This is a genomic window from Salininema proteolyticum (genome assembly GCF_042685645.1).
Classification (GTDB): Bacteria; Actinomycetota; Actinomycetes; order Mycobacteriales; family Micromonosporaceae; genus Salininema; species Salininema proteolyticum.
Map to the genome: position 1 here is coordinate 3,338,473 of NZ_JBHUNX010000001.1, position 19,682 is coordinate 3,358,154.

20 protein-coding genes are annotated in these 19,682 nt (G+C 66.8%); 11 read left to right on the plus strand and 9 right to left on the minus strand.

Going from position 1 to position 19,682, the window contains the following annotated elements; genetic code table 11:
- Window positions 1-21: 21 nt before the first annotated feature.
- The 8 genes from ACFTE1_RS15405 to ACFTE1_RS15440 form a co-directional block, all read right to left on the minus strand.
- Window positions 22-1,422 carry an ATP-binding protein gene (locus ACFTE1_RS15405; protein ID WP_380621123.1) on the minus strand — a complete coding sequence of 467 codons (1,401 nt, stop codon included), beginning with the start codon at window positions 1,420-1,422 and terminating at the stop codon, window positions 22-24.
- A gap of 184 nt (window positions 1,423-1,606) precedes the next feature.
- Window positions 1,607-2,689, minus strand: a complete 1,083-nt coding sequence (locus ACFTE1_RS15410; protein WP_380621125.1) for an amidohydrolase family protein — start codon at window positions 2,687-2,689, stop codon at window positions 1,607-1,609.
- A gap of 38 nt (window positions 2,690-2,727) precedes the next feature.
- Window positions 2,728-3,636 (minus strand): sulfite exporter TauE/SafE family protein, encoded by a 909-nt coding sequence (locus tag ACFTE1_RS15415; protein ID WP_380621127.1) that lies wholly within the window; start codon window positions 3,634-3,636, stop codon window positions 2,728-2,730.
- Between the two features lie 191 nt (window positions 3,637-3,827).
- Window positions 3,828-5,381, minus strand: a complete 1,554-nt coding sequence (gene ffh, locus ACFTE1_RS15420) for a signal recognition particle protein (protein WP_380621129.1) — start codon at window positions 5,379-5,381, stop codon at window positions 3,828-3,830.
- Window positions 5,382-5,497: 116 nt separating this feature from the next.
- Window positions 5,498-6,160, minus strand: coding sequence for a hypothetical protein (locus ACFTE1_RS15425; RefSeq protein ID WP_380621131.1), 663 nt, complete (start codon window positions 6,158-6,160; stop codon window positions 5,498-5,500).
- On the minus strand, window positions 6,150-8,780 hold the full coding sequence (locus ACFTE1_RS15430) for an FtsK/SpoIIIE domain-containing protein (protein ID WP_380621133.1): 2,631 nt from the start codon (window positions 8,778-8,780) through the stop codon (window positions 6,150-6,152). The genes ACFTE1_RS15425 and ACFTE1_RS15430 overlap by 11 nt, the downstream gene beginning before the upstream one ends.
- Window positions 8,781-8,794: 14 nt before the next feature.
- Window positions 8,795-9,565: a hypothetical protein gene (locus ACFTE1_RS15435; protein WP_380621135.1), complete on the minus strand. Its 771-nt coding sequence runs from the start codon at window positions 9,563-9,565 to the stop codon at window positions 8,795-8,797.
- A gap of 123 nt (window positions 9,566-9,688) precedes the next feature.
- Window positions 9,689-9,955: a hypothetical protein gene (locus ACFTE1_RS15440; RefSeq protein WP_380621137.1), complete on the minus strand. Its 267-nt coding sequence runs from the start codon at window positions 9,953-9,955 to the stop codon at window positions 9,689-9,691.
- Window positions 9,956-10,168: 213 nt separating this feature from the next.
- Between ACFTE1_RS15440 and ACFTE1_RS15445 the strand changes: the two genes are divergently transcribed.
- The 4 genes from ACFTE1_RS15445 to ACFTE1_RS15460 all read left to right on the plus strand — a co-directional run bounded on the left by ACFTE1_RS15445 (window position 10,169) and on the right by ACFTE1_RS15460 (window position 14,295).
- Window positions 10,169-11,461, plus strand: a complete 1,293-nt coding sequence (locus ACFTE1_RS15445) for a PhoH family protein (protein ID WP_380621139.1) — start codon at window positions 10,169-10,171, stop codon at window positions 11,459-11,461.
- Window positions 11,462-11,664: 203 nt separating this feature from the next.
- The gene (locus ACFTE1_RS15450) at window positions 11,665-12,477 is read left to right on the plus strand and encodes a polysaccharide deacetylase family protein (protein WP_380621141.1); all 813 of its coding nucleotides are present in this window, start codon (window positions 11,665-11,667) and stop codon (window positions 12,475-12,477) included.
- 132 nt (window positions 12,478-12,609) lie between these two features.
- Entirely contained in the window at window positions 12,610-13,302 is a 693-nt protein-coding gene (locus tag ACFTE1_RS15455; protein ID WP_380621143.1) for an aggregation-promoting factor C-terminal-like domain-containing protein, read from the plus strand.
- A 258-nt stretch (window positions 13,303-13,560) separates the two neighbouring features.
- On the plus strand, window positions 13,561-14,295 hold the full coding sequence (locus tag ACFTE1_RS15460; protein ID WP_380621145.1) for a hypothetical protein: 735 nt from the start codon (window positions 13,561-13,563) through the stop codon (window positions 14,293-14,295).
- A gap of 37 nt (window positions 14,296-14,332) precedes the next feature.
- Here ACFTE1_RS15460 and ACFTE1_RS15465 read toward each other — a convergent pair whose 3' ends face one another.
- Entirely contained in the window at window positions 14,333-15,469 is a 1,137-nt protein-coding gene (locus ACFTE1_RS15465; protein WP_380621147.1) for a helix-turn-helix domain-containing protein, read from the minus strand.
- 366 nt (window positions 15,470-15,835) lie between these two features.
- On the opposite strand from ACFTE1_RS15465, the gene ACFTE1_RS15470 reads away from it, so the two are divergent.
- The 7 genes from ACFTE1_RS15470 (at window position 15,836) to ACFTE1_RS15500 (ending at window position 19,502) form a co-directional block, all read left to right on the plus strand.
- Entirely contained in the window at window positions 15,836-16,087 is a 252-nt protein-coding gene (locus ACFTE1_RS15470) for a hypothetical protein (protein ID WP_380621149.1), read from the plus strand.
- A 10-nt stretch (window positions 16,088-16,097) separates the two neighbouring features.
- Window positions 16,098-16,784 (plus strand): hypothetical protein, encoded by a 687-nt coding sequence (locus ACFTE1_RS15475; RefSeq protein WP_380621151.1) that lies wholly within the window; start codon window positions 16,098-16,100, stop codon window positions 16,782-16,784.
- Window positions 16,771-17,217, plus strand: coding sequence for a hypothetical protein (locus ACFTE1_RS15480; RefSeq protein WP_380621153.1), 447 nt, complete (start codon window positions 16,771-16,773; stop codon window positions 17,215-17,217). The genes ACFTE1_RS15475 and ACFTE1_RS15480 overlap by 14 nt, the downstream gene beginning before the upstream one ends.
- 480 nt (window positions 17,218-17,697) lie before the next feature.
- Window positions 17,698-17,946 carry a hypothetical protein gene (locus tag ACFTE1_RS15485; RefSeq protein ID WP_380621155.1) on the plus strand — a complete coding sequence of 83 codons (249 nt, stop codon included), beginning with the start codon at window positions 17,698-17,700 and terminating at the stop codon, window positions 17,944-17,946.
- Window positions 17,943-18,428 carry a hypothetical protein gene (locus tag ACFTE1_RS15490; RefSeq protein ID WP_380621157.1) on the plus strand — a complete coding sequence of 162 codons (486 nt, stop codon included), beginning with the start codon at window positions 17,943-17,945 and terminating at the stop codon, window positions 18,426-18,428. The genes ACFTE1_RS15485 and ACFTE1_RS15490 overlap by 4 nt, the downstream gene beginning before the upstream one ends.
- Window positions 18,403-18,726: a hypothetical protein gene (locus ACFTE1_RS15495; RefSeq protein WP_380621159.1), complete on the plus strand. Its 324-nt coding sequence runs from the start codon at window positions 18,403-18,405 to the stop codon at window positions 18,724-18,726. Before ACFTE1_RS15490 ends, ACFTE1_RS15495 begins: the two co-directional genes overlap by 26 nt.
- 488 nt (window positions 18,727-19,214) lie before the next feature.
- On the plus strand, window positions 19,215-19,502 hold the full coding sequence (locus ACFTE1_RS15500) for a hypothetical protein (RefSeq protein WP_380621161.1): 288 nt from the start codon (window positions 19,215-19,217) through the stop codon (window positions 19,500-19,502).
- The last annotated feature ends 180 nt before the right edge of the window (window positions 19,503-19,682 follow it).

Here is a 19,682-nt window from a genome sequence, read left to right on the forward strand (position 1 = left end):
GACGCGCGCGCAGTCCTCCGTTCACCCGTATACGTCCACCGGCGTGACCAGGCGGAGTTTCGGGTCCGACTCGGCGTGCGCCTTCACTCTGTCGGTGAAACCGCTGCGTGAGAACAGGATTCTCTGCTCTTCGCCGGTATGCCCTTCCACAGACCCGGCCAACCGATCGAGTAGGTTAAGTTCGTCGAAGTCGACTTTGTTCACGGTCCATTTGCACATTCCCAGAACGATGGGAGCGCCTTCCGCGTCGACGGCGACGACATCGATTTCACGCTCTTCCACATGTCTGCCCCTTCCGGTGGGCACATGGCCCCACCACCGTCCGACGGCCGCGACGTTCGGATCGGTGAGCATAACGTGTTCCCGGCTGATCTGTTCCCAGGCCATGGACGCGTGGTGGTCGAGTTCCGGCAGCACCTTGTCCCGCACATACGTTTCAGCGAGCTTGTTCGTGCGCAAGTGCGACCTGCCGGGCTCCACGAATCGGAAATGGAACTGCAGGAACTGGTCCTTGATCGTGTACGCCACTTTTTTGACCCGGGGAGACGCCGTGATCGGACGCAGTCTTTCGACGAGCCCGAGGCGGATGAGCACGGTCAGGATTTTGGTGATGTGGGACGGTTCCAGGCCCGTCCGATCGCGGATGGAGCTGTTCTTGTTGTGTCCCTGCGCTATGGAGCGGAGTACCGCCATGTAGTTCGTGGGGTCGGCGATGGATTGCCGGATCATGAGTTCGGCTTCGTCGTGGAGCAGGCCGGTCCTCTGGAACACCGAACGGAGGAGCGTCTCGTCCAGTGGCCTGTCGCCTCGGAAGAGTTCGAGATAGTAGGGTATCCCTCCACAGACGGAGTAGGCCCGGACCTTGTCCTCGTATGAGTATCCGGGATGGAAGAGGGCCGCCTCTTTCGCCAGGAACGGTTGAACCTTGAGCTGGCCCGTCCGACGGCCGTACAGTTGCCCGGCGAGCACTTCGTCCTCGAAGAAGGAGATTTCACTGCCCGCCAGCACCAGGGTCACGGGCAGTTTCCGGCCTTGAATCCGCCACCACCGGCTCAGTGTGGTCTCCAGTTCGGGTGACTGCACGGCGAGGTATTGGAATTCGTCGAGCACGATCAGAGTCCGCTCGTCTCCGACATAGTCGGCGATGGCGGCCAGGGCCGCTTCCCAGGAGCCCAGCGGCTGGCTTCTGAGCAGATCGCTTCCCGACGCGAGGGCGAGTTCGCGGGTCAGGTCGTTCAGCTGCTCTGCCGCTACCGTGTCCGTCGCCTCGAAGTAGAGCGATTTCCGTGTCTCGGCGAGATGTGAGAGGAGTTCTGTCTTTCCGACACGGCGGCGGCCGTATACGACCAGGAGATCGGCTTCGTCCGAGTCGATTCTGTCGTTGAGCAGCGCCAGCTCTTCGGTCCTATTGTAAAACTCCATGGACGCAGCTTAACAAAGACTGTCCTGTCGCGGACACAACGATGCTGTTGTGTCCGCGACAGGACAGTCTTAGCACGGACTCTTTTGACCTCGCGCAACACCGATTTTTGACGTGGGTGGGCGCTCTTTCCGCCGATTCCAGAGTCTCTAGACATTGGCGCCGTCGGCGCGGCACTCCGGGAAGTCAGCGGATGACCTGACCCTTCAGGACGATCCTCTTGGGCTCGAAGACCGCTCCCATGTCCGTGCGCGGGTCCTTCTCATAGAGCACGAGGTCGCCGAGGCCCTCGGGGATGTTCAGCCACTCCCTCGCCTCCCACGACGACCGCGCCAGCACGCCGGGCAGGTCCAGTCCCGCCTTCTCGTGAAGCAGCCGCATCTCGCGGGCGGCGAGTCCGTGGTTGATCCCGCCGCCGGCGTCGGTGCCGAGGTAGACCTTCACCCCGGCCTCCACGGCCTGGCGCACGACCTGTGGAAAACCTTCCTTCAGCCGACGCATGTGGTCGGCGTAGGTCGCGAACTTCTCGGCGGCCTGGTCGGCGATGTCGTCGAAGGTCTCGATGTTGATCATGGTCGGGACGAGCGCCGTGCCCTGGCGCGCCATGGTGTCGATGACGTCGGTGGAAAGCCCTGTGCCGTGCTCGACGGAGTCGACGCCGGCCTCGACGACGCACTGGACGGCCTCCTCTGAGAAGGTGTGCACGGCGACCTTCGCGCCCTCGGCCTGGGCGGCCTTGATGGCGGCGGTGAGGATCTCGGGTTCGAAGGACGGGGCGAGGTCGCCCTCGGAGCGGTCGATCCAGTCGCCGACGAGCTTGACCCAGCCGTCGCCTTCCTTGGCCTGCCGGGCGAGCGCGGCGACGGCCTCGTGCGGTTCGCACTCCAGGCCGATCCCGCGCAGATAGCGTTTCGAGGCGGCGATGTGGTGTCCGGCGCGGATGAGCCGGGGGATGCCGTCCTCGCCGACGAGCTCGGGATAGGGGTAGGGCGATCCGGCGTCGCGGATGGCGAGCACGCCGGCGTCGCGGTCCTGGTAGGCGAGCGCGCGGGCGTCGTCGACGGACTCGATGGGCTTGGCGCCGCAGCGGATTCCGATGTGGCAGTGGGCGTCGACCAGTCCGGGGAGCGCGTAGCCGGTCGTCTCCAGGGTCTCGGCGCCGGGCACGGGCTCGAAGCCGAGGCTGTCGCCGTCGATGTAGATGTCGCGGACGGTGTCGTCGGGGAGCCAGACCGCGCGGAAATGCCAGGGGCCTCTGGTACCGGTCATCGTTGACCTCTCGCTCGGGGACGGATGCGACCCCAAGGTTACTCGGCGCAGACGGGCTCGGCCTCCGGTGTGCGGACGTCTCCGGCGTTGCGGGCCTTGCGGCGGTGCACGCGCACGGTGTGCGCGATGGCGACGCCCCACAGAACGAGGACGGCGCCGATGAGGGCGGCTTCGAGGTACCCCCAGGAGACGAGGGTGAGGAGGCCGTAGACGTTGGTGAAGACGAGCAGTCCGCCGACGCCGGCGCCGAGCACCTGCGAGGGGAACTTGCTGACGAGCCAGGCGCCGAGCGGTGCGGCGAAGAGCGCGGCGACGAGCAGGGCGCCGACCCAGCCGAGGTTCACCTCCTGGTGGTCGAGGCTGAGGGCGAATCCGAGGGTCGCGCCGACGCCGACGAGGAACTCGGCGGTGTCGACGGACCCGACGACGCGGCGGGGTTCCATGCGTCCGCCGGCGATGAGGGCGGGCGTGCCGACCGGGCCCCAGCCTCCGCCGCCGGTGGCGTCGAGGACGCCGCCGACGAGCCCGAGGGGGACGAGGAAGCGGACGCCGGGGCGGTTTCCGGCGACGGGCTTGGGCACGTTGCGCAGGGTGAACCGCGCGAGGAGGTAGAGGCCGAGCAGGAGGAGGACGAGGGACATGACCGGGCGGGCGGCGGCGATGGGCAGGCGGGCGAGGACGGTGGCGCCGATGAAGGCGCCGACGGCGCCGGGGATGCCGACCTTGGCGACCACGGACCAGTCGACGTTTCCGAAGCGCCAGTGGGCGAATCCGGAGGTGAGGGCGCTGCCGATCTTGGCGAGGTGGACGGTGGCGGAGGCAGCGGCGGGGGCGAGTCCCATGGCGAGGAGGAAGGAGCTGGTGGTGACTCCGTAGCCCATGCCGAGGCTGCCGTTGATCACCTGGGCGACGAACCCGACCGCTCCCACGAGAAGCAGTGTCTGCATGGCGTCCTCCGACCTTTATTCCTACCAAATTGGTAGAGATTATGGCATCGAAGGGCGCCCCGGGTCAACCTCCGGTTCGACATGTGGGAAACGGCGTGTCGCGGCCGCGTTGTTCCCGGCGGCCGGAGCGGTGTCGGCGCATGGAAAAAGGGAGGCCCGAGGGCCTCCCTTGACGCTGTGTTATCGGGGCGCTACTCGCCCTGCTCCTTCATCCACTTCTTGATGTCCTTCTGCGAGAGGCCGGAGGGAAGTCCCCCTCCCTCCTGCGCCCCGGGGAGCTCGGGCATCTGGCCGCCCGGCATGCCCGGGGGCAGCTGCGGCGCCTGGCCGGCCATCGGGTTGCGGGACGGGCCGCCGCGCTTGACGGTCTTCTTCTTGCCCTTCTTGCCCTTGCGCTTGACCTTGTTGGACTTGGTGGCCTTGGTGCCGCCGCCCATGCCCATCATGCCGGTCATGTTCTTCATCATCTTCTGCGCCTCTTTGAAGCGGTTCAGAAGCTGGTTGACGTCGTTGACCGTCACGCCCGAGCCGTTGGCGATGCGCAGGCGGCGGGAGCCGTTGATGACCTTGGAGTTGCGCCGCTCCTCGGCGGTCATGGAGCGGATGATGGCGGTGGTCTTGTCGAGCTGCTTCTCGTCGACCTGTTCCAGCTGGTCCTTCATCTGGGCGGCGCCGGGCATCATCTTGATGATGTTGGCGATGGGGCCCATCTTGCGGATGGACTGCATCTGCGCCAGGAAGTCCTCGAGGGTGAAGTCGTCACCCTCCATCAGCTTCTGGGTCATCTCCTCCTTCTGCTCGGCGTCGAACGCGGCCTCGGCCTGTTCGATGAGCGTGAGCATGTCGCCCATGCCGAGGATGCGGGAGGCCATCCGGTCGGGGTGGAAGACGTCGAAGTCGGCGAGCTTCTCGCCGGTGGAGGCGAACATGATCGGCTGCCCGGTGACGTGGCGGACCGAGAGGGCCGCACCGCCGCGGGCGTCGCCGTCGAGCTTGGAGAGCACCACGCCGGAGATGCCGACGCCGTCGCGGAAGGCCTCCGCGGTGGAGACGGCGTCCTGGCCGATCATGGCGTCGATGACGAAGAGGGTCTCGTCGGGCTTGGTGGCGTCGCGGATGTCGCGCGCCTGCTGCATCATCTCCTCGTCGATGCCCAGGCGTCCGGCGGTGTCGATGATGACCACGTCGCGCCCGGCGCGCTCGGCCTCGGCCAGGGAGTCCCTGGCGACCTGGACCGGGTCTCCGGCGCCGGAGCCGGCCTCGGGGGCGTAGACGTCCACGCCGGCGCGCTCGGCGAGGACCTTGAGCTGGTCGACGGCGTTGAGGCGCTGGAGGTCGGCGGCGACGAGGAGCGGCGAGTGGCCGTCCTTCTTGAGCCAGGAGGCGAGCTTGCCCGCCAGGGTCGTCTTACCGGCGCCCTGCAGGCCGGCGAGCATGATGACGGTCGGGGGCTGCTTGGCGTAGTTGATCCGCCGCGTCTCCCCGCCGAGGATCTCGACGAGCTCCTCGTTGACGATCTTGACGATCTGCTGCTCGGGGTTGAGCGCCTGGGAGACCTCGGTGCCCTTGACCCGCGATTTGAGCTGGGCGATGAAGGCCTTGACCACCGGGAGGGCGACGTCGGCCTCGAGCAGCGCGAGGCGGATCTCGCGGGCCGTCTTGTCGATGTCGGCGTCGGTCAGGCGGCCCTTGGACCGGATGGAGGCAAAGATGCCTGACAGCCGTTCGGACAGAGCGTCGAACACTGTATTTCCCCTCGCAGGTCGGTAGTCGTGGTGTGTCCACTCAAGGGTAGCGTCTCACCGCGCGCGGGCACTGGCGCGGGCTGTGGGAGTGACCACGGGAAAGGCGGCGCCGCTGCTCAGAATCCCCGCAGGAACACGACGGCGCCGACCGCGACGGCCGCCGCGGCGCAGCACACCGAGAGGAGGACCCCCAGGGGACGGGGCCGTACCCGGTAGACCCACCCCTGCCACACGCCCCACAGCATAGGGGCGACGGCGACGGGGGCGATGAGTGCGAGGCTGGCGCCGGCCCTGTGGGATATGTCCCCTCCGGCGAGGAGGAGGACGGCCAGGCGGACCCCGCCGGAGGCGCAGAGCACGCCGAAGAGCGCGGCGACGATGTAGCTGAGGCGCGGCGGCTCGATGGGAACCTCGCCCCGCCGGGCCGAGCGCAGCGTCCTCTCGGCGTCGTCCATCTGAGCGGCGATGTCGTCGGGGCGGGGCTCTTCGTCCGAGGAGGGGGCGGTCTTCGCGGGAAAGGTCCCACAGTGCTGGGTTCCGACGAAGGCCGCCAGGTCGGCCCACAGGCGCGTGGAGCGGCGGTCGACGTCGGTCTTGAGGTTCTCGGCCTCGGCGGCGGCCAGTTCGGAGACCTCGCGCCGTTCCCGGGCGCGGTCCACTTCGTGCTGCAGGCGGGCGCGCTCGGACTCGTACTCGGCCTGGAGCGCCTCCAGCTCGGCGGCGGCCTCGGCCTCGCGGGCGAGGTAGGAGCCCATCGCCTCGGTGTAGCTACTGGGCATCGGCCGCTCCTTCGAGGACGGGGCTGTCGCGGACGGGGTCGGTCAAGGGCCCTCCGAGGAAGGCGGGCGGACCGATGTCAAGGTCGGGCGCGGTGTCGTAGGGGATGACGACGCCGGGGACGCGGTGGTGGGCGCGGTCGAAGTAAAGGGCCCGCCGCGTGCGCGGGTACCAGGTCGGGCCGTTGTTCGAGGGGGTCAGGGGCGCCAGTTCGCTGCCGTGGCAGTCGAGGGCGACCCAGCCGTCGACGGCGTCGAAGCGGGCGCTGTAGCCGCCGAGGTCGTCGCGGAGGCGGGGCACGCCGCGCCACCAGCCGACGGTGTGGCAGCGGTTCTCGGGCCCGTCGACGAGCATGGCCCGCAGCTCGGCGCGCGCGGCGGCGTCCATGCGGGCGGTGCCGGCGTCGACGGCGTAGACGAGGTTGAGCACCGGCCCGTCCCGGCGCGGCCAGTCCTCGGTGAGCTCTTCGAGCCCGTCGTACCAGTGGACCTCGGTGCCCCTGGCCTCCAGGGCGGCGGCGAGCGCCATGGCGTGGGCGTCGCTGCCGGAGTCGCAGCTGCAGAGGGCCACGGCGGTGCCGCGCAGCCGCAGCGCGGCGGAGGCGAGGACGTCGTGGGCCTCGGCGGTGCGGGTGCCGATGACGGCGAGGTTGCGTCCGGGAGAGCGGCTGAGGCGGAAGACGGCGGGCCGCCCTTCCACGTCGATGGTCTGTCCGATGGGGATGGACTGGTCGTCGTCGCGGCGGGGCAGGGCGGGGATGTCCTCGCCGTCGAAGAGGACCGGTCCGCGTCCCGAGTCGCGTTCCCAGAGCGCCTGTTGGATCGGCCGCCAGGTCTCGGCGCCGCCGGCGTCGGGCAGGGCGGTGATCTGGTTGGCCTCGGCCTGTCCGGACTCGGCGTTGACGACGGCGTGGTGGCGGGGGATGGTGTCGGCGGCGTGGTTGTTGTCGGCCAGGAGGCGCCGGGCCTTGGGCAGGGCGATGCGGAGGCTGAACTGGGCGACGAGGCTGGGGCGTCCCCACAGGGCCTCGATGCCGGCCACGTCCTGGCTGGCGAGGATGAGGTGGATGCCCTGGCTGCGTCCGCGTCGGGCGAGGTCGTCGAGGAGGGCCACGGCCTCTTCGGTGACCGAGTCGCGGTTCTCGAGGAGGACCTGGAACTCGTCGATGACGGCGACGATGCGGGGCCAGTCGTTGTCTGGGTCGGCGCGGCGCAGTTCGGAGAGTTTGACCGCCTCGTGGCGTTTGGCCGCCTCGGCCCTCTGGCGCAGTTCGTCCTTGAGGTGGCGGAGCATGGCGAGGCCGAACTCGCGGTCGTCGTTGATGTTGATGCCGACGAGGCGGGCGTTGGGCAGCCAGGTGCGGTCGCGTTTTCCGGCGGCGTAGCGGGCGAAGGAGACGCCCTCCTTGAAGTCGAGGAGGTACAGCTCCAGGTCCTTGGGCCGGTATTTGGTCGTGAGGGCGGCGATCCAGGCGTAGAGGAGGTTGGTCTTGCCGGTGCCGGAGGGGCCTCCGACGAGGGCGTGGGGCGGGTTGTCGCCGAGGGTGAGGTCCACCGGGCGGCCGTCGCGTCCTCGTCCGATGGGGACGGTGAGTCCGGAGGCGGAGTCGCCGGTCCCGTACTCCTCGGGGAGGAGGTCGGTGAGGGTGAGGTCGTTGGCCGAGCGGTGGTGGGCGTCGGCGATGGCGGCCGCGCCGGTGGTGATGAGCCGGGCGGGCGGCGGCGGGTCGAGTTCGATCGCGCAGCCGGGGAGGGCGGAGTACGAGGTCGTGGTGAGACGCGGGGCGCCCTCCAGGTCGTCGCCGACGGTCAGGATGGTGACTCCGGCGGCGGTTCCTGTGCGGCGCAGCCGGGCGAGTTGGTCGGTGTCCTGGTCGTGCCAGTCGCCCAGGCGGGCCTTGTGGAGCACGAGCAGGTGGCGCGGTTCGGGCGTGGCGCCGTTGCGGGCGGCCACCTCTGCCAGCGAGCCGTACTGGCCGGCGAGCACGTCGGCGTTGACGCGCCGCACGTGTTCGACGAGCGTGTCGAGGGTGTCGCGCAGTCCGGAGGGCCCGATGAAGGTGAGGAGGCCGGCGCGGGCCAGGGGCGCGAAGGCCGCGAGGGTCTGTCCGAGCGACTCGGGGTCGTAGAGGTGGACGCGCAGGTCTCCGGGTTTGACCGATCCCATGGCGCGCAGGAGGATTCCCGGGAGCGCGCCGACGGCGCCGGAGTCGATGGAGAGGTGGGAGCGGTCGGTCAGTTCGACGAGGGCGGGTGTCTCTCCGGCGGTGGAGCCGACGCGGATGAGGGGGCCGGTGGCCTGGCAGGCGTCGGTGGCCGGACGCCAGACGGGCCACGGCTGGGCGGCCGGGCCGCGCGCGTGACGGGAGGCCTCGCGGTGCACTTCCGCCGCTTGGGCGTGGAGAGTGTTGCGCCTCCGCTTGTCCAGCGTCGCGCGGGCCCTCTCGTGGACTTCGGCCAGGGTGCGGAGTTTACGCTCGCCCTCGGAGATGGCCTCCACGGCTTCGCGGACGACGCGGTCGCGTTCGCCGCGCCGGAGGGCGTCGAGGGCGTCCGCGCGGGCGGAGACGTCGGCGATCCGCGTTCGCAGGTCGTCGACGAGTCGGCGTTTCCACAGGGCCATGAGGGGTTCCTCCGTCAGTCGTGTTTTCTCGTCTTGCGGGGCAGGAGGCTGAGCCGGGCCGCGATCGCGGGCCCGATGGCGGCGTGGGTGGCCGGGTCGGAGCCGGCGTCGTCGTCGATGTGGTTGCAGGCGCGGCGCAGGACGGTTCCGGGGTCTTCGGGTTGCAGTCCCGGCATGAGGGCCTTGAGGGGGCCGTAGAGCTTCTTGGAGAGCGCCTCGATCTTCTTGTCGTCGCCCCTTCCGCCCCAGTGGTCCTCGGCGAGGCTGCGGATCACCGGCCAGGTAAGGGCTGGCAGTCGGGTGGCGCCGGAGGGCCTGGTGTCGCGCAGGCGCTTGTAGTACAGCCCGGCGTTGTTCTCGGTGGCGGCCAGGGTGAGTTCCTGCAGCAACCGGGTGGGGCTGAGGTGGTGCGGGCTGGGCTTGCCCTTGCGGTCGCACAGTTCGTTGACTCGGTCGATCCACCAAGCGCCCCGGGTGTCGTTCTGCGCGTTCTTGTCGCGCTTGGCCTTCGGCGCCTTGACCGGCCCGGCGGCGAGCCCGACGCCGATGGCGGCGAGGTAGCCGTCGATGGAGTCGGCGGCCTCGGTCAGGGCGCTCTTGGTCTTGCCGAGGTGTTCGCGGCTGCGGGACAACTGCGTGAGCCCCGGGTCGCAGGCGGAGTCCCGGGCCGCTTCGGTGAGGCTCGCGTGGGCGGACTCGAGCTGCTCGTCGGCGGCGGCGACGCCTCCCTGGGGCAGTTCTTCGGCGAGGGACCTGAGTCTGGCGGCGAGGGCGGCGATGTCCACGGTTCTCCTTCTCCGATGGGTCTGGCGGGGCGGCGGATCCGGTGGTGTGGACCCGCCGCCCGGCGAGGGGTTGGGTGGTTCGCGGCCGTTCAGCCGGACGGGCCGGCGAGCGGTTCGGGCGGGCTATAGGCTCGCGGCATAGGCCTCGGCCTGTTCGGTGGCGGCGTTGGTGGCGGCCAGGGACTGCTCCAGTTCGACGGCGGCCTGGGCGAGCGCGGACTGCGCGCCCAGGACGGCCTGGTGGCCGGTGCCGTTGCAGACGGCGCCCAGCCCGCTCTGGGCCAGTTCGATGCTCTGGGAGGCGGCGTTGATGGCGGCCTGCCCTCCGCGCACCTGTTCGAGAGCGGCGTCGATGGCGCCCTTGAGTTCCGAAACGCTAACTGTTGACACATAGGACATTGTGGGGCAGCGAGGGGGCGTCCATCCCCCGAATGGCGTTTTCCCGTGTCCTGAATGTCGGATTTCCGACGAGCCCCCGTTGAGGATTATTCACCTGCTGATCAGGTAATCCTCCGGGCCAACCCTGGAAATCGTCGGTGGTCTCCACTACAGTGAGGAGATCAAAGGATTAGCGAACGCTAAGCCGAGAGCCGCTCACTATGAGTGGCGAAGAACGACGAGGAGGCACCCGTGCCTGAACAACGCACTTATGTCCTCGACACCAGCGTCCTTCTCTCTGATCCAGGCGCTTTCTTCCGATTCTCCGAACACCACGTCGTCGTCCCCTTGGTCGTCGTCACCGAGCTGGAAGGCAAACGGCACCACCCCGAACTGGGATGGTTCGCCCGCGAGGCCCTCCGCGGACTCGAGGACCTCAGGGTGGCGCACAGCCGGCTCGACAAGCCGGTCCCGATAGGAGACAGGGGAGGTGATCTCCGAGTCGAAATCAACTCCGTCGACACCTCCGCCCTGCCGCAGGACATGGCCGTCCACACCAATGACAGCCGCATCCTCGCGGTGGCGGCGAACCTGGGCGCCGTGCTCGTCACCAAGGACGTTCCGCTGCGCGTCAAGGCCGCCGCCGTCGGGGTCGAGACGGAGGAGTACCGCCACGGCCAGGCCGCCGACCCCACGTGGACCGGCACTGCCGAACTGTCCGTCAACGACCAGGACATGGCGCGGCTGTACTCCGAGGGCTCGGTGCACCTCGACCACGACCTTCCGGTGCACACCGGCGTAGTCCTGACCTCTCCGAGCTCCTCGGGGCTGGGCAGGATCCAGGTCGACAAGAGCGTCAAGGCCGTCCGCGGCGACCTGAGCGCCTTCGGGATCCACGGCCGCTCGGCCGAGCAGCGCATGGCGCTCGACCTCCTGCTCGACGACGAGGTCGGGATCGTCTCCCTCGGCGGCAAGGCCGGCACCGGTAAGTCGGCGCTGGCGCTGTGCGCGGGGCTGGAGAAGACCCTGGAACAGCAGCGGCACAAGAAGGTCGTCGTCTTCCGGCCGCTGTACGCGGTGGGCGGGCAGAACCTCGGCTACCTCCCCGGCAGCGAGTCGGAGAAGATGGCGCCGTGGGCCCAGGCCGTGCACGACACTCTCGGGGCGCTCACCAGTGAGAACGTCATCGACGAAGTGATCGGCCAGGGCATGCTGGAAGTCCTGCCGCTCACCCACATCCGGGGGCGCTCGCTGCACGACAGCTTCGTCATCGTCGACGAGGCCCAGAGCCTGGAGCGCGGCGTCCTCCTCACCGTCCTCTCCCGCATCGGCGCCGGGTCGCGGGTCATCCTGACCCACGACATCGCCCAGCGGGACAACCTGCGCGTCGGACGCCACGACGGGGTCACCTCCGTCATCGACGCGCTGAAGGGGCATCCGTTGTTCGCACACGTCACCCTGACCCGGTCGGAGCGCTCCCCGATCGCCGAAATGGTGACGAACCTCCTCGAAACATAAGGCGAGGTCAACCGGCATACCGGTAAGGGGTGCGAGTCACACCGGCTCGCACCCCTTCGCGCGCCCGATCCCCCTAGGCCCCTGCGGATTCCGTCGCATCCCCTCTGACCAGGCCGGATCGCCTGCGTCACAGTGCTGTTCACCCCCTCGACGCCTCCGCGTTCCTACCGATTCGACTCGTCCGACGCCGTAGAGTAATCGCCATGACGATCCCGCCAGCGACGAAGAGGACCACGACCGCGGCCCTGGCCGCCCTCGTGCTGTTCGTTTTGGCCGCCTGTACGGACCCCTCGTCACCGACCGACAGCGAGCCCGCCAACCAGGACGCCTCCGCGCCCTCCCCCTCCCCCACACCCGAATCGAAGTTCGCCGAGCTGATCCCCGACTTCCCCGATCCGCCGGACGAACCCGACGTGCGGCACGTCCCCTCCGATCCCGCACCGATCTACTACCGCGTCCCGACCGACGACAAGGTCGCCTTCATAACCATCGACGACGGCTGGACCCTCCCTCCCGACGCCCTCGAACTGGTGCGAGAGGCCGGGGTGCCCGCGACGTACTTCCTCCTGCCACCGGCCGTCGACCAGGACCCGGACGCGTTCCAGGAGCTGGTGGACGCCGGGGCGACCGTCCAGACGCACACCAACAGCCACCGCTCCATGCCGGACCTGAGCTACAAGAAGCAGAAGAGGGAGATCTGCACGTCCGCCGACCGGCTCGGGGACACCTTCGGGGAACGGCCCCGCCTCTTCCGGCCCCCGTTCGGGGAGTTCGACGACGACACCCTCAAGGCGGCCTCCGCGTGCGGGATGGACGCCGTCCTGCACTGGAAGGAGGTCGTCGACGGCGGCGAGGTCGCGTTCCAGGAGGGCGACACCGTTCAACCGGGCGACATGCTGCTCCTGCACTTCCGCGACGACTTCGTCGAGGACTACCTCGCCGCGCTGAACGCCATCGCCGACGCCGGGCTCACTCCCGCCCTGCTGGAGGACTACATTCCCCCGGCCCCGCACTGAGCGGTGTCACCCGTTCGGGTGGCTCGAAACGGCTCCCGGGCAAGCGAATCGCACAGACACGACCGCCCGGGAGCCCCGCCGTGGCGCGGGTCTGGCATTCTGTCCCCGAAGGGCAAGCCTAAGGACGAGAAAATGATCCCACTCCTTACCAAATACGGAGCGCGCCTCGCGGCGCTCGCCGTAGTCGTCATCGCCGCCGTCATCGTCGTCAGGCTCGACGGCCAGGACATCAACGAGGGCGACAGCCAACACCCCAGCCAGGCCGCCATTGAGCAGCAGAAGCGGGCCGAAGAGGCGTACGGTGCCCTGCGCATCAACCACGCCAACTACATCGCCGAGACCGCCGAGTCCGACGCCTCCACCAAGGCCGCCGCGCTCGCGACCTACGCCAAGGACAAGTCCGAGGAGTTCCAGGGCTACCAGGTGCAGGTCGAAGAGGAGAAGAAGGCCGAGGAAGAGCGCAAGGCCGAAGAGGAGGCCAACAAGAACCCCACGAACGTGGACATCCCCGGCTCCTGCGAGGAGTTCTCCGGCAACCGCGCCACCGGCTGCGCGATCATGCTGGACCAGGGTTTCCCCATCGAGGAGTTCGGCTGCCTGGAGGCCCTCTGGACCCGCGAGTCCGGATGGAGCGAAACGGCCGCCAACGGTTCTGGCGCCTACGGCATCCCGCAGGCGCTCCCCGGCAGCAAGATGTCCAGCGAGGGCTCCGACTGGGAGTCCAACCCCGTCACGCAGATCCGTTGGGGGCTGGGCTACATCAAGGGCCGCTACGGGACCCCGTGCGAGGCCTGGAACCACAGCGAGAACGTCGGCTGGTACTAGGCCGCGCACCATAGACGATCGGAATCCCGCCCGGGTGCTCCGCCGCGATAGCGGAGCACCAAGGCGTTACCGTTCGTCCGGCCCGTCTACCGGCCCTCGCCGTCACCGCGTAGCCGGATCCCCTTCGGACGCCTCGCGAACGCCCCGCCTGCCCCGACGGACGGTAAATCCGCTGGGAGCCCCTCCACCATCGTCGACGCCCGCCGGTGGAGGCAGCGTTCAGAAGCGCGACGATCGATGCCGCACAGACCGTGCCTGATGAATGACCAGCCCCTCAACCGTGAAAGCCCCGCCATGAGAGCACTCGACGACCGCCCGGTCCTCCCGCTGATCCGGGGACTGCTCATCGCGGTGGTCGCGACGATCATCGCGGTCGTCACGACCATCGTCCTTCTCAGCGACGACGAGCCTCCCGCCGGCCACGGCCCCGAGCTCGACACGCAGTTCGACATCCTCGCCGTCGACGGCAGCGAATGCCCTTCTCAGGAGAACGTCGCCGGCCAACTGCCTCAGCAGTTCCTCAACCCGGGCGATTTGGCCGCCGACTACGACGACGAATTCAGCGACGAATACGAACTCCTCCGGGAAGAAGACCTCTCCGAGTTCTTCGCCATGGGCCACAAGAAATTGACCTGCCGTTACGGCGGTCTCGGCGGTACTCGCATGGCCGGCGTCGCCGTGATCGACTACGTGTGGCTCCCGAATCCCGCCCACAGCCTGGACGACGTGAGCGGCCTCCGTGGGCCCCTGCTGGGTTCGGCCGAACCCGTCGAGGCCGACGCCCATTTCAGCGAGAACTGGGAGGACTCCGAGGTAACCGTCGACACCGAAAGCGGGTCGGACGCCGGGACGGTGACCGTGACGGCCGCGGGCATCGCCGGAAACCTGTTCATAGCGGTCGAAGCCACCGGCCAGGGCGATCAGACCGAGGCCCTTCTGTCATCGGTGCCGTACCTCGCGGTGAACCTCTACGACAACGCGCCTTACGCCTGACGGGCGGAGCATCGCGGACACCGTCGGCGGCCGGATCTCATCGGTCGTCGGGCGCTGAGCCGTTCTGCCGCCGAGGGTCGGGAATCGAGGTGCCCTCCTCGTCGGCGATGTCGCGCCAGCTGCGGTTCTTGGTGCGTGGTTTGGCTTGTTCGGCGGTGCAGACGTCGCAGTAGCGGGTGTCGTTGTCGGTGGGGGTGTTGCAGGTCCAGCAGCGGAATCGGCGTTGGGGCAGTCTGCCGTCCTTGAAGGGCGGTTCGAGGTTTCGGAGGCGGTCGAGGCGGTGTTTGATGACGCCGAAGGGGTTGCGGACGTCTTCGGTGCGCGGGCCGAGCCACCGGCAGATGGAGTCGCTGTCCCAACCGGCCGCCACGAGGCGGGCGACGTGGTCGCGGATGAATCTCCGGCCGCGCCCATGGATCTCCCAGAACTCCCCGACCGTATGGAGCGCTTCCGCCAGAGCACCCTCATCGACCTCGACCTCGGGCCCGGACTCGGCCTTGGGCTCGGCCTCCGGCACGGGTTCGCGCTCGGGCTCGGGCGCAGTCGCCGAGTCCGGAACCGTTGCGGAGTTCGGTTTCTCGCCCGAGTCCGCTCCTGCGGCGGTTTCAGGCGCTGGCGCGGTCTCCGGAACTCGTGCGGGTTTCGGCGCTGCTTCCCGGAGGGGGCCGGCAGTCGGCGCTGGCTTACCGACGGATTCAAGCAATGAGGCCGCGTTCGGCTCGTTTTCCCGCTCCCGGCCTGACGCAGGCCTCGGTATCGCCTCAGCGGCGAGGCTGCTCCTCGGTCCAGCGGCTCGCACGATGCCGGGTACCCAAGCCCTTTCGGCGGCCTGAAGCGCCGTCGATACCCGCTCCGGCACGGTCCTCGGCTGTACGCGGGTTTCTTCCGTCGGCAGGACGGCTTGGGCCGACATCGATAGTGTGTCGACCGAAATGGTGAAGCTGTTGGGGCGCCGGTAGGCGCTGTGCCGCTGGACGAGGCCCTCGTCGGCGAGTCCGTTGAGCGCTCGCTGGACCGTGCGCTTGGAGAATCCGGAGAGCTCGGCGAGGGTCGTGACCAGCAGTCTAGGTGTGGTTGCGCCTTCGTCGGCGAAGGTGGCGAGGATGAGGAGGACGGCCTTCTCGCGGCTCTTGAGGACACGATCGCGGCACGCAGTGATGAGGTCAGGACGCATGGTACCGTGGAAATCCTTTCTGGCCGCGCAATGCGCGGCTGGTGGATTGAGTGGGGCGTCCAGGAACGTTTGGCGACGAAGGCCTGGGCGCCTTTTTCGTTGCTTAGGGGTTCAACGAGCGGGGGACGGTCTGGTTACGGGTCCTCCCAGTTTTTCTTCCCCGTTTTTTGCGGAGCTTCTCTACCGGTACACCGGTTAACCCCATGTCCAGTATCGGTACACCGGTATAGGACGGCACCCGCCTGTCACCCCACGGCCAGATACGCGTGGGCCGCAACCCATTTCATTACGTATAGAACACGTTCGCTAACCTTCCCAGTGGGTGCACTGTTGCACCTCCTCCACAACTGAGGAAGGACCACCCCCTTGAGCAGTTTCGGCGAACTGCACGGACTCACTGCCGCACTGACCACCTTGAGCGACAAGCTGAAGGGCGAGGCGTCGTCTCTCGGTACAGAGGCGAAGGCGCTTGCCGGGCAGCTGGCGGCGATCGGTGCAGCCAACGCCCAGCCGGTCAGTTCGGCTGCTGAGGTGACAGAACAGCTCCACGAGACCTTGGGACGGTTCGACAACCAAGTCGCGGAGGCCTCCGCCATGATCGCTCAGCTGAGGAAGTAGGTCGGCGGTCATGTCTCAACTGGAAGAGCTCCGCTCCCGGTTCGCCGCGTTCAAGGAGCGGGTCAACGAGCTGAAGGCGCAGACCGGCGCTGCCCAGATCGACACTGAGGAACTGGCGGATCGCCTGGGGAACATTGGCACCGAGGGCTCGGCTGACACCCTGCGGAACGCGGCCGGCCGGTTCGAGGGCGGCAGAGTCACCCTGACCACGCTGGACACAATGGTCGATTCGGCACTGGAACTCATCGACCAAGCGATGAACCAGCAAGGCGGCTCCTCAAAGTCGCCGACTGGAGACATACCCTTCAGCGTGACTGTGCAGGAGAAGAGCGACCCGAACCTGTTCACCTCACCCGGATCGTTCGAGAAGGAGAACCAGGAAGCGGACGATGACGGCGATAAGTCGAAAGTCCGCCGACTCGGCCGAAAATTCGTTCGCAACACCGGAAACCTTCAAAAGTCGCTAAAGGATCAGGCTGGATCCATCGCCGGACAGCAAGACGGTGTCGATCCTTGGGGCCCAGACGCTCGGACCGAAACCTCCACGCCCCAAACCCCGACTGCGACAAACCCTCCACAAGCTGATGTGAAGATAGTGGACGCGGTTGGTAGCCTCTTCGTAGCCGGTGCCGTGGCGTTCGAGGCCGCAACCAGGTTCATGCCAAAGAGAAAGAAGGACGGCAATGGAACACAGTGACCACTTCAAAGCCACCATGCGGGCGCTCGCCTTGGCGGAGCCCGGTGCCGCCGATCTGATCCGCGACATTCCTGAAGGAGCCGAAGAAGCCTGGGGCATCTACGCATCCGCCATGTTCACAGCCATCATGGAACGAACTTTCAAGGACGACCAAAGCCGCGACGCCGCGAATCGGTACATCGACCAGATGCGCCATGCTTGCCGCAATGTCGAGCCTCCATTGAAAACCCTCGTCCTCGAAGGGATCGTACGCGTCGTACTATTCGACGAGGACCATCTGCTCGACGAGATTTCTTCCGAGGAGCAACTTCGTGCGCAGCTTCTCGCCATCAGGAACGCAGTGATCACAGACGATTTCGTCAGCGCGAACCTGGAGAATTACTTGGCTGATGCCAACACCATTGCCGACTACTGGCTGACAGCTGAGGAATAGCCTCCGGAGTATTCTCATTTTCTCTCGACGACACGCGCGGTGAACGTTGACATTCCATACCGCGTGTTCAACACTGAACCTTGGTCGGCCCGTTCCGACAACGGCCGAGGTTGCGAGTAGACAGCCAGTCTTCTTAAAACAGCGGCTCGCCAGCGATAGCTACCAACTTTCCTCTGGCGAGCCGCCCACCACATTTCAAACTCCTCGGAAGGAGTCGTCATGTACTGGCCAATACTAGTGCATCGAGCTGCCCGAAACCAGCTCCGTCACCCGAAGCCACGGCGCGTCCCACCGCCGCACTCGCCCACCCGGCGATGACCGGGCTTCTCTTCACCGCACTCGCCGTCATCACGCTGCTTCTCAGCGTCCTTCTCTTCACACCGGGCCCCGACCGGCCAAACCGGCATGCCCACCCGACGGCGATCACCTTCCCCGACCACTTCAACGAACCTCTGTACAGAGGAGACTGGGAACAACTCGATGCCAACGACAATCGCGACTTTCAGTCTGGCATGGAACCGGATTGACATCGTCAAACGCTCCGGCAAACACACACTCTGGGTCTACATCGAAGGCCGCAAAGCCGCCACCATCAACACCAAAGGGCACTTCCTCCTCCCCCTCCACGGATGGCGAATCAGCGACCAACTCCGCTTCTGGATCCTCCGGCGCACCTTCGCCGTCCTCGCCCTCCGCCGACTCGACCCCGAAAGGAGCACCGCCCTATGACCGACCTGATCACTCACCTCACCGCCATCACCACAGCCGTGCTCATCGGCGGACTCATCACCACACCACCACCACGACCCAGCCCAGGACGAACACCACCATCTCGGCAGCACCCCACGCCCCGGCCCTACCCACCGCACACGAACGGCCCGGTCCTGGGGTCGGTCTCCTTCCTCGCCCGATCCTTCGACGTCCGCGCCATAGGCCGCACCGTCGCCTCCGTCGTCGCCATCGAACCAGGCGGGCACGAAACCCACGTCGCCTCCCTCGACTGGACCACCGGCCCACCCGCCACCGTGCACTGGGCTGACACACCCGCCCGCCACGCCCTGGTCACAAACGGCACCCGACTCCAACTCGCGCTCGAACAACGGTTCCGCGCCGTGGTCGAACACGCCGCCTTCGCCATCCCCCTACCGCAACGCTTCGCCGACGAAATCCGGAAAGGAACCGACCATGCCAGTCGTCTACCTGCCCTCTGACACCACCGACCTCGGCACCATCACACACGACGAACAAACCTTCCACGCACACCTCGACCAGAGGTCAAAGACCGTCTTCCTCCTCCTACCCGACGAAGACGACCGCCCGACCCGCGAACGCCCGCCGGCCGTGATCGCCAACTGCAACCCATGGCCCGAACCAAAACTCGTCATCTACACCGACGCCCTCTACCAGCAGTCGATCCTCTTCTCCAACTGGACGACCGACCTCGCCGACAAAATCGCCCACACCGTCCGACCATGGTTGAGCGAAGGACCTGTCGAAGCCAGGCGCTGACATCTGCGATCGGCTCGGGGCGCCACTTTAGGTTCCTCGGGCCGATCTGCGTATCGCCATTCACGCCCCAGCAATAACCTCGGGGAACCCTGATAGCGGAGTGATATAATATCTACACATCTGCATTTTAGAAATGACTGAAATTATCGGAGTGACATCATTATCTTCATGCAGGCGTTTCAGGAAAATTATCATCTACTGAGGCCAGATTGAGACTATGACTAAAGAATATGAAGATCCCGCAACGGGGGTCGACAGAATAGTCGATGAGTTTATACGGTCACATCATTTTCGACTACTTCAAGCTACAGTCTTTGCCATCGCAGTTTCGCTGATAATCCTGGTGATCACCATAGCATCCGGCAATGGGGAGCGTGGATTCGGAATCTTCTGCACAGTAGCGTTCACCAGTGCTATCCTACTCGCGAACGGACTAGTGAGAATGCAGTTGATTTACACGGACATCTTCGAGAAGCACGGAGAACCAATTGCCAGCGCCGCTCAAAGATTTCTTTATCGTCGAGCATTCCTATTTTGGCTTCGGCTCGACAGGTAAACTTGGCACCATAGAGATTTACAGCAAATCCCCCGTAGTCTTCCCCTCATTTGGCATCACTCCCGTCGCCGATGATCGCAACAGTGAAGTCGAGGAATGCACCAAAGAGAAGCTCTTGCCATTCCCATCGGGGAGCCAGACAGCGTTAACCTCTTGTCAAGGTGTTGCCTCATTCGACTTCCCTGCGGTCGCAGCCAACGTGGTCGGTCGACATACCTGAACAGCAGTTCAAGGCCGTTCACCCCAACCTTCCGCAGACAGTGGAAGATTCAGTAGAAATACCCGGATCAGCAACACGACTTCCAGTGCCGAGCGCTGACGTCACGCCAGCGGGGTCGGGGCGACCATTCGCCCCGAGTCCGGCCCGATCGACAACACTGCCACAGCATCCGCCATTCCC

Excerpts from the sequence above, each read along its gene's own strand:
- ACFTE1_RS15405 (WP_380621123.1), bottom strand. The coding sequence starts at position 1,422 with ATGGAGTTTTACAATAGGACCGAAGAGCTGGCGCTGCTCAACGACAGA.
- ACFTE1_RS15410 (WP_380621125.1), bottom strand. The coding sequence starts at position 2,689 with ATGACCGGTACCAGAGGCCCCTGGCATTTCCGCGCGGTCTGGCTCCCC.
- ACFTE1_RS15415 (WP_380621127.1), bottom strand. The coding sequence starts at position 3,636 with ATGCAGACACTGCTTCTCGTGGGAGCGGTCGGGTTCGTCGCCCAGGTG.
- ACFTE1_RS15425 (WP_380621131.1), bottom strand. The coding sequence starts at position 6,160 with ATGCCCAGTAGCTACACCGAGGCGATGGGCTCCTACCTCGCCCGCGAG.
- ACFTE1_RS15430 (WP_380621133.1), bottom strand. The coding sequence starts at position 8,780 with ATGGCCCTGTGGAAACGCCGACTCGTCGACGACCTGCGAACGCGGATC.
- ACFTE1_RS15450 (WP_380621141.1), top strand. The coding sequence starts at position 11,665 with ATGACGATCCCGCCAGCGACGAAGAGGACCACGACCGCGGCCCTGGCC.
- ACFTE1_RS15455 (WP_380621143.1), top strand. The coding sequence starts at position 12,610 with ATGATCCCACTCCTTACCAAATACGGAGCGCGCCTCGCGGCGCTCGCC.
- ACFTE1_RS15460 (WP_380621145.1), top strand. The coding sequence starts at position 13,561 with ATGAATGACCAGCCCCTCAACCGTGAAAGCCCCGCCATGAGAGCACTC.
- ACFTE1_RS15465 (WP_380621147.1), bottom strand. The coding sequence starts at position 15,469 with ATGCGTCCTGACCTCATCACTGCGTGCCGCGATCGTGTCCTCAAGAGC.
- ACFTE1_RS15475 (WP_380621151.1), top strand. The coding sequence starts at position 16,098 with ATGTCTCAACTGGAAGAGCTCCGCTCCCGGTTCGCCGCGTTCAAGGAG.
- ACFTE1_RS15480 (WP_380621153.1), top strand. The coding sequence starts at position 16,771 with ATGGAACACAGTGACCACTTCAAAGCCACCATGCGGGCGCTCGCCTTG.
- ACFTE1_RS15485 (WP_380621155.1), top strand. The coding sequence starts at position 17,698 with ATGCCAACGACAATCGCGACTTTCAGTCTGGCATGGAACCGGATTGAC.
- ACFTE1_RS15490 (WP_380621157.1), top strand. The coding sequence starts at position 17,943 with ATGACCGACCTGATCACTCACCTCACCGCCATCACCACAGCCGTGCTC.
- ACFTE1_RS15495 (WP_380621159.1), top strand. The coding sequence starts at position 18,403 with ATGCCAGTCGTCTACCTGCCCTCTGACACCACCGACCTCGGCACCATC.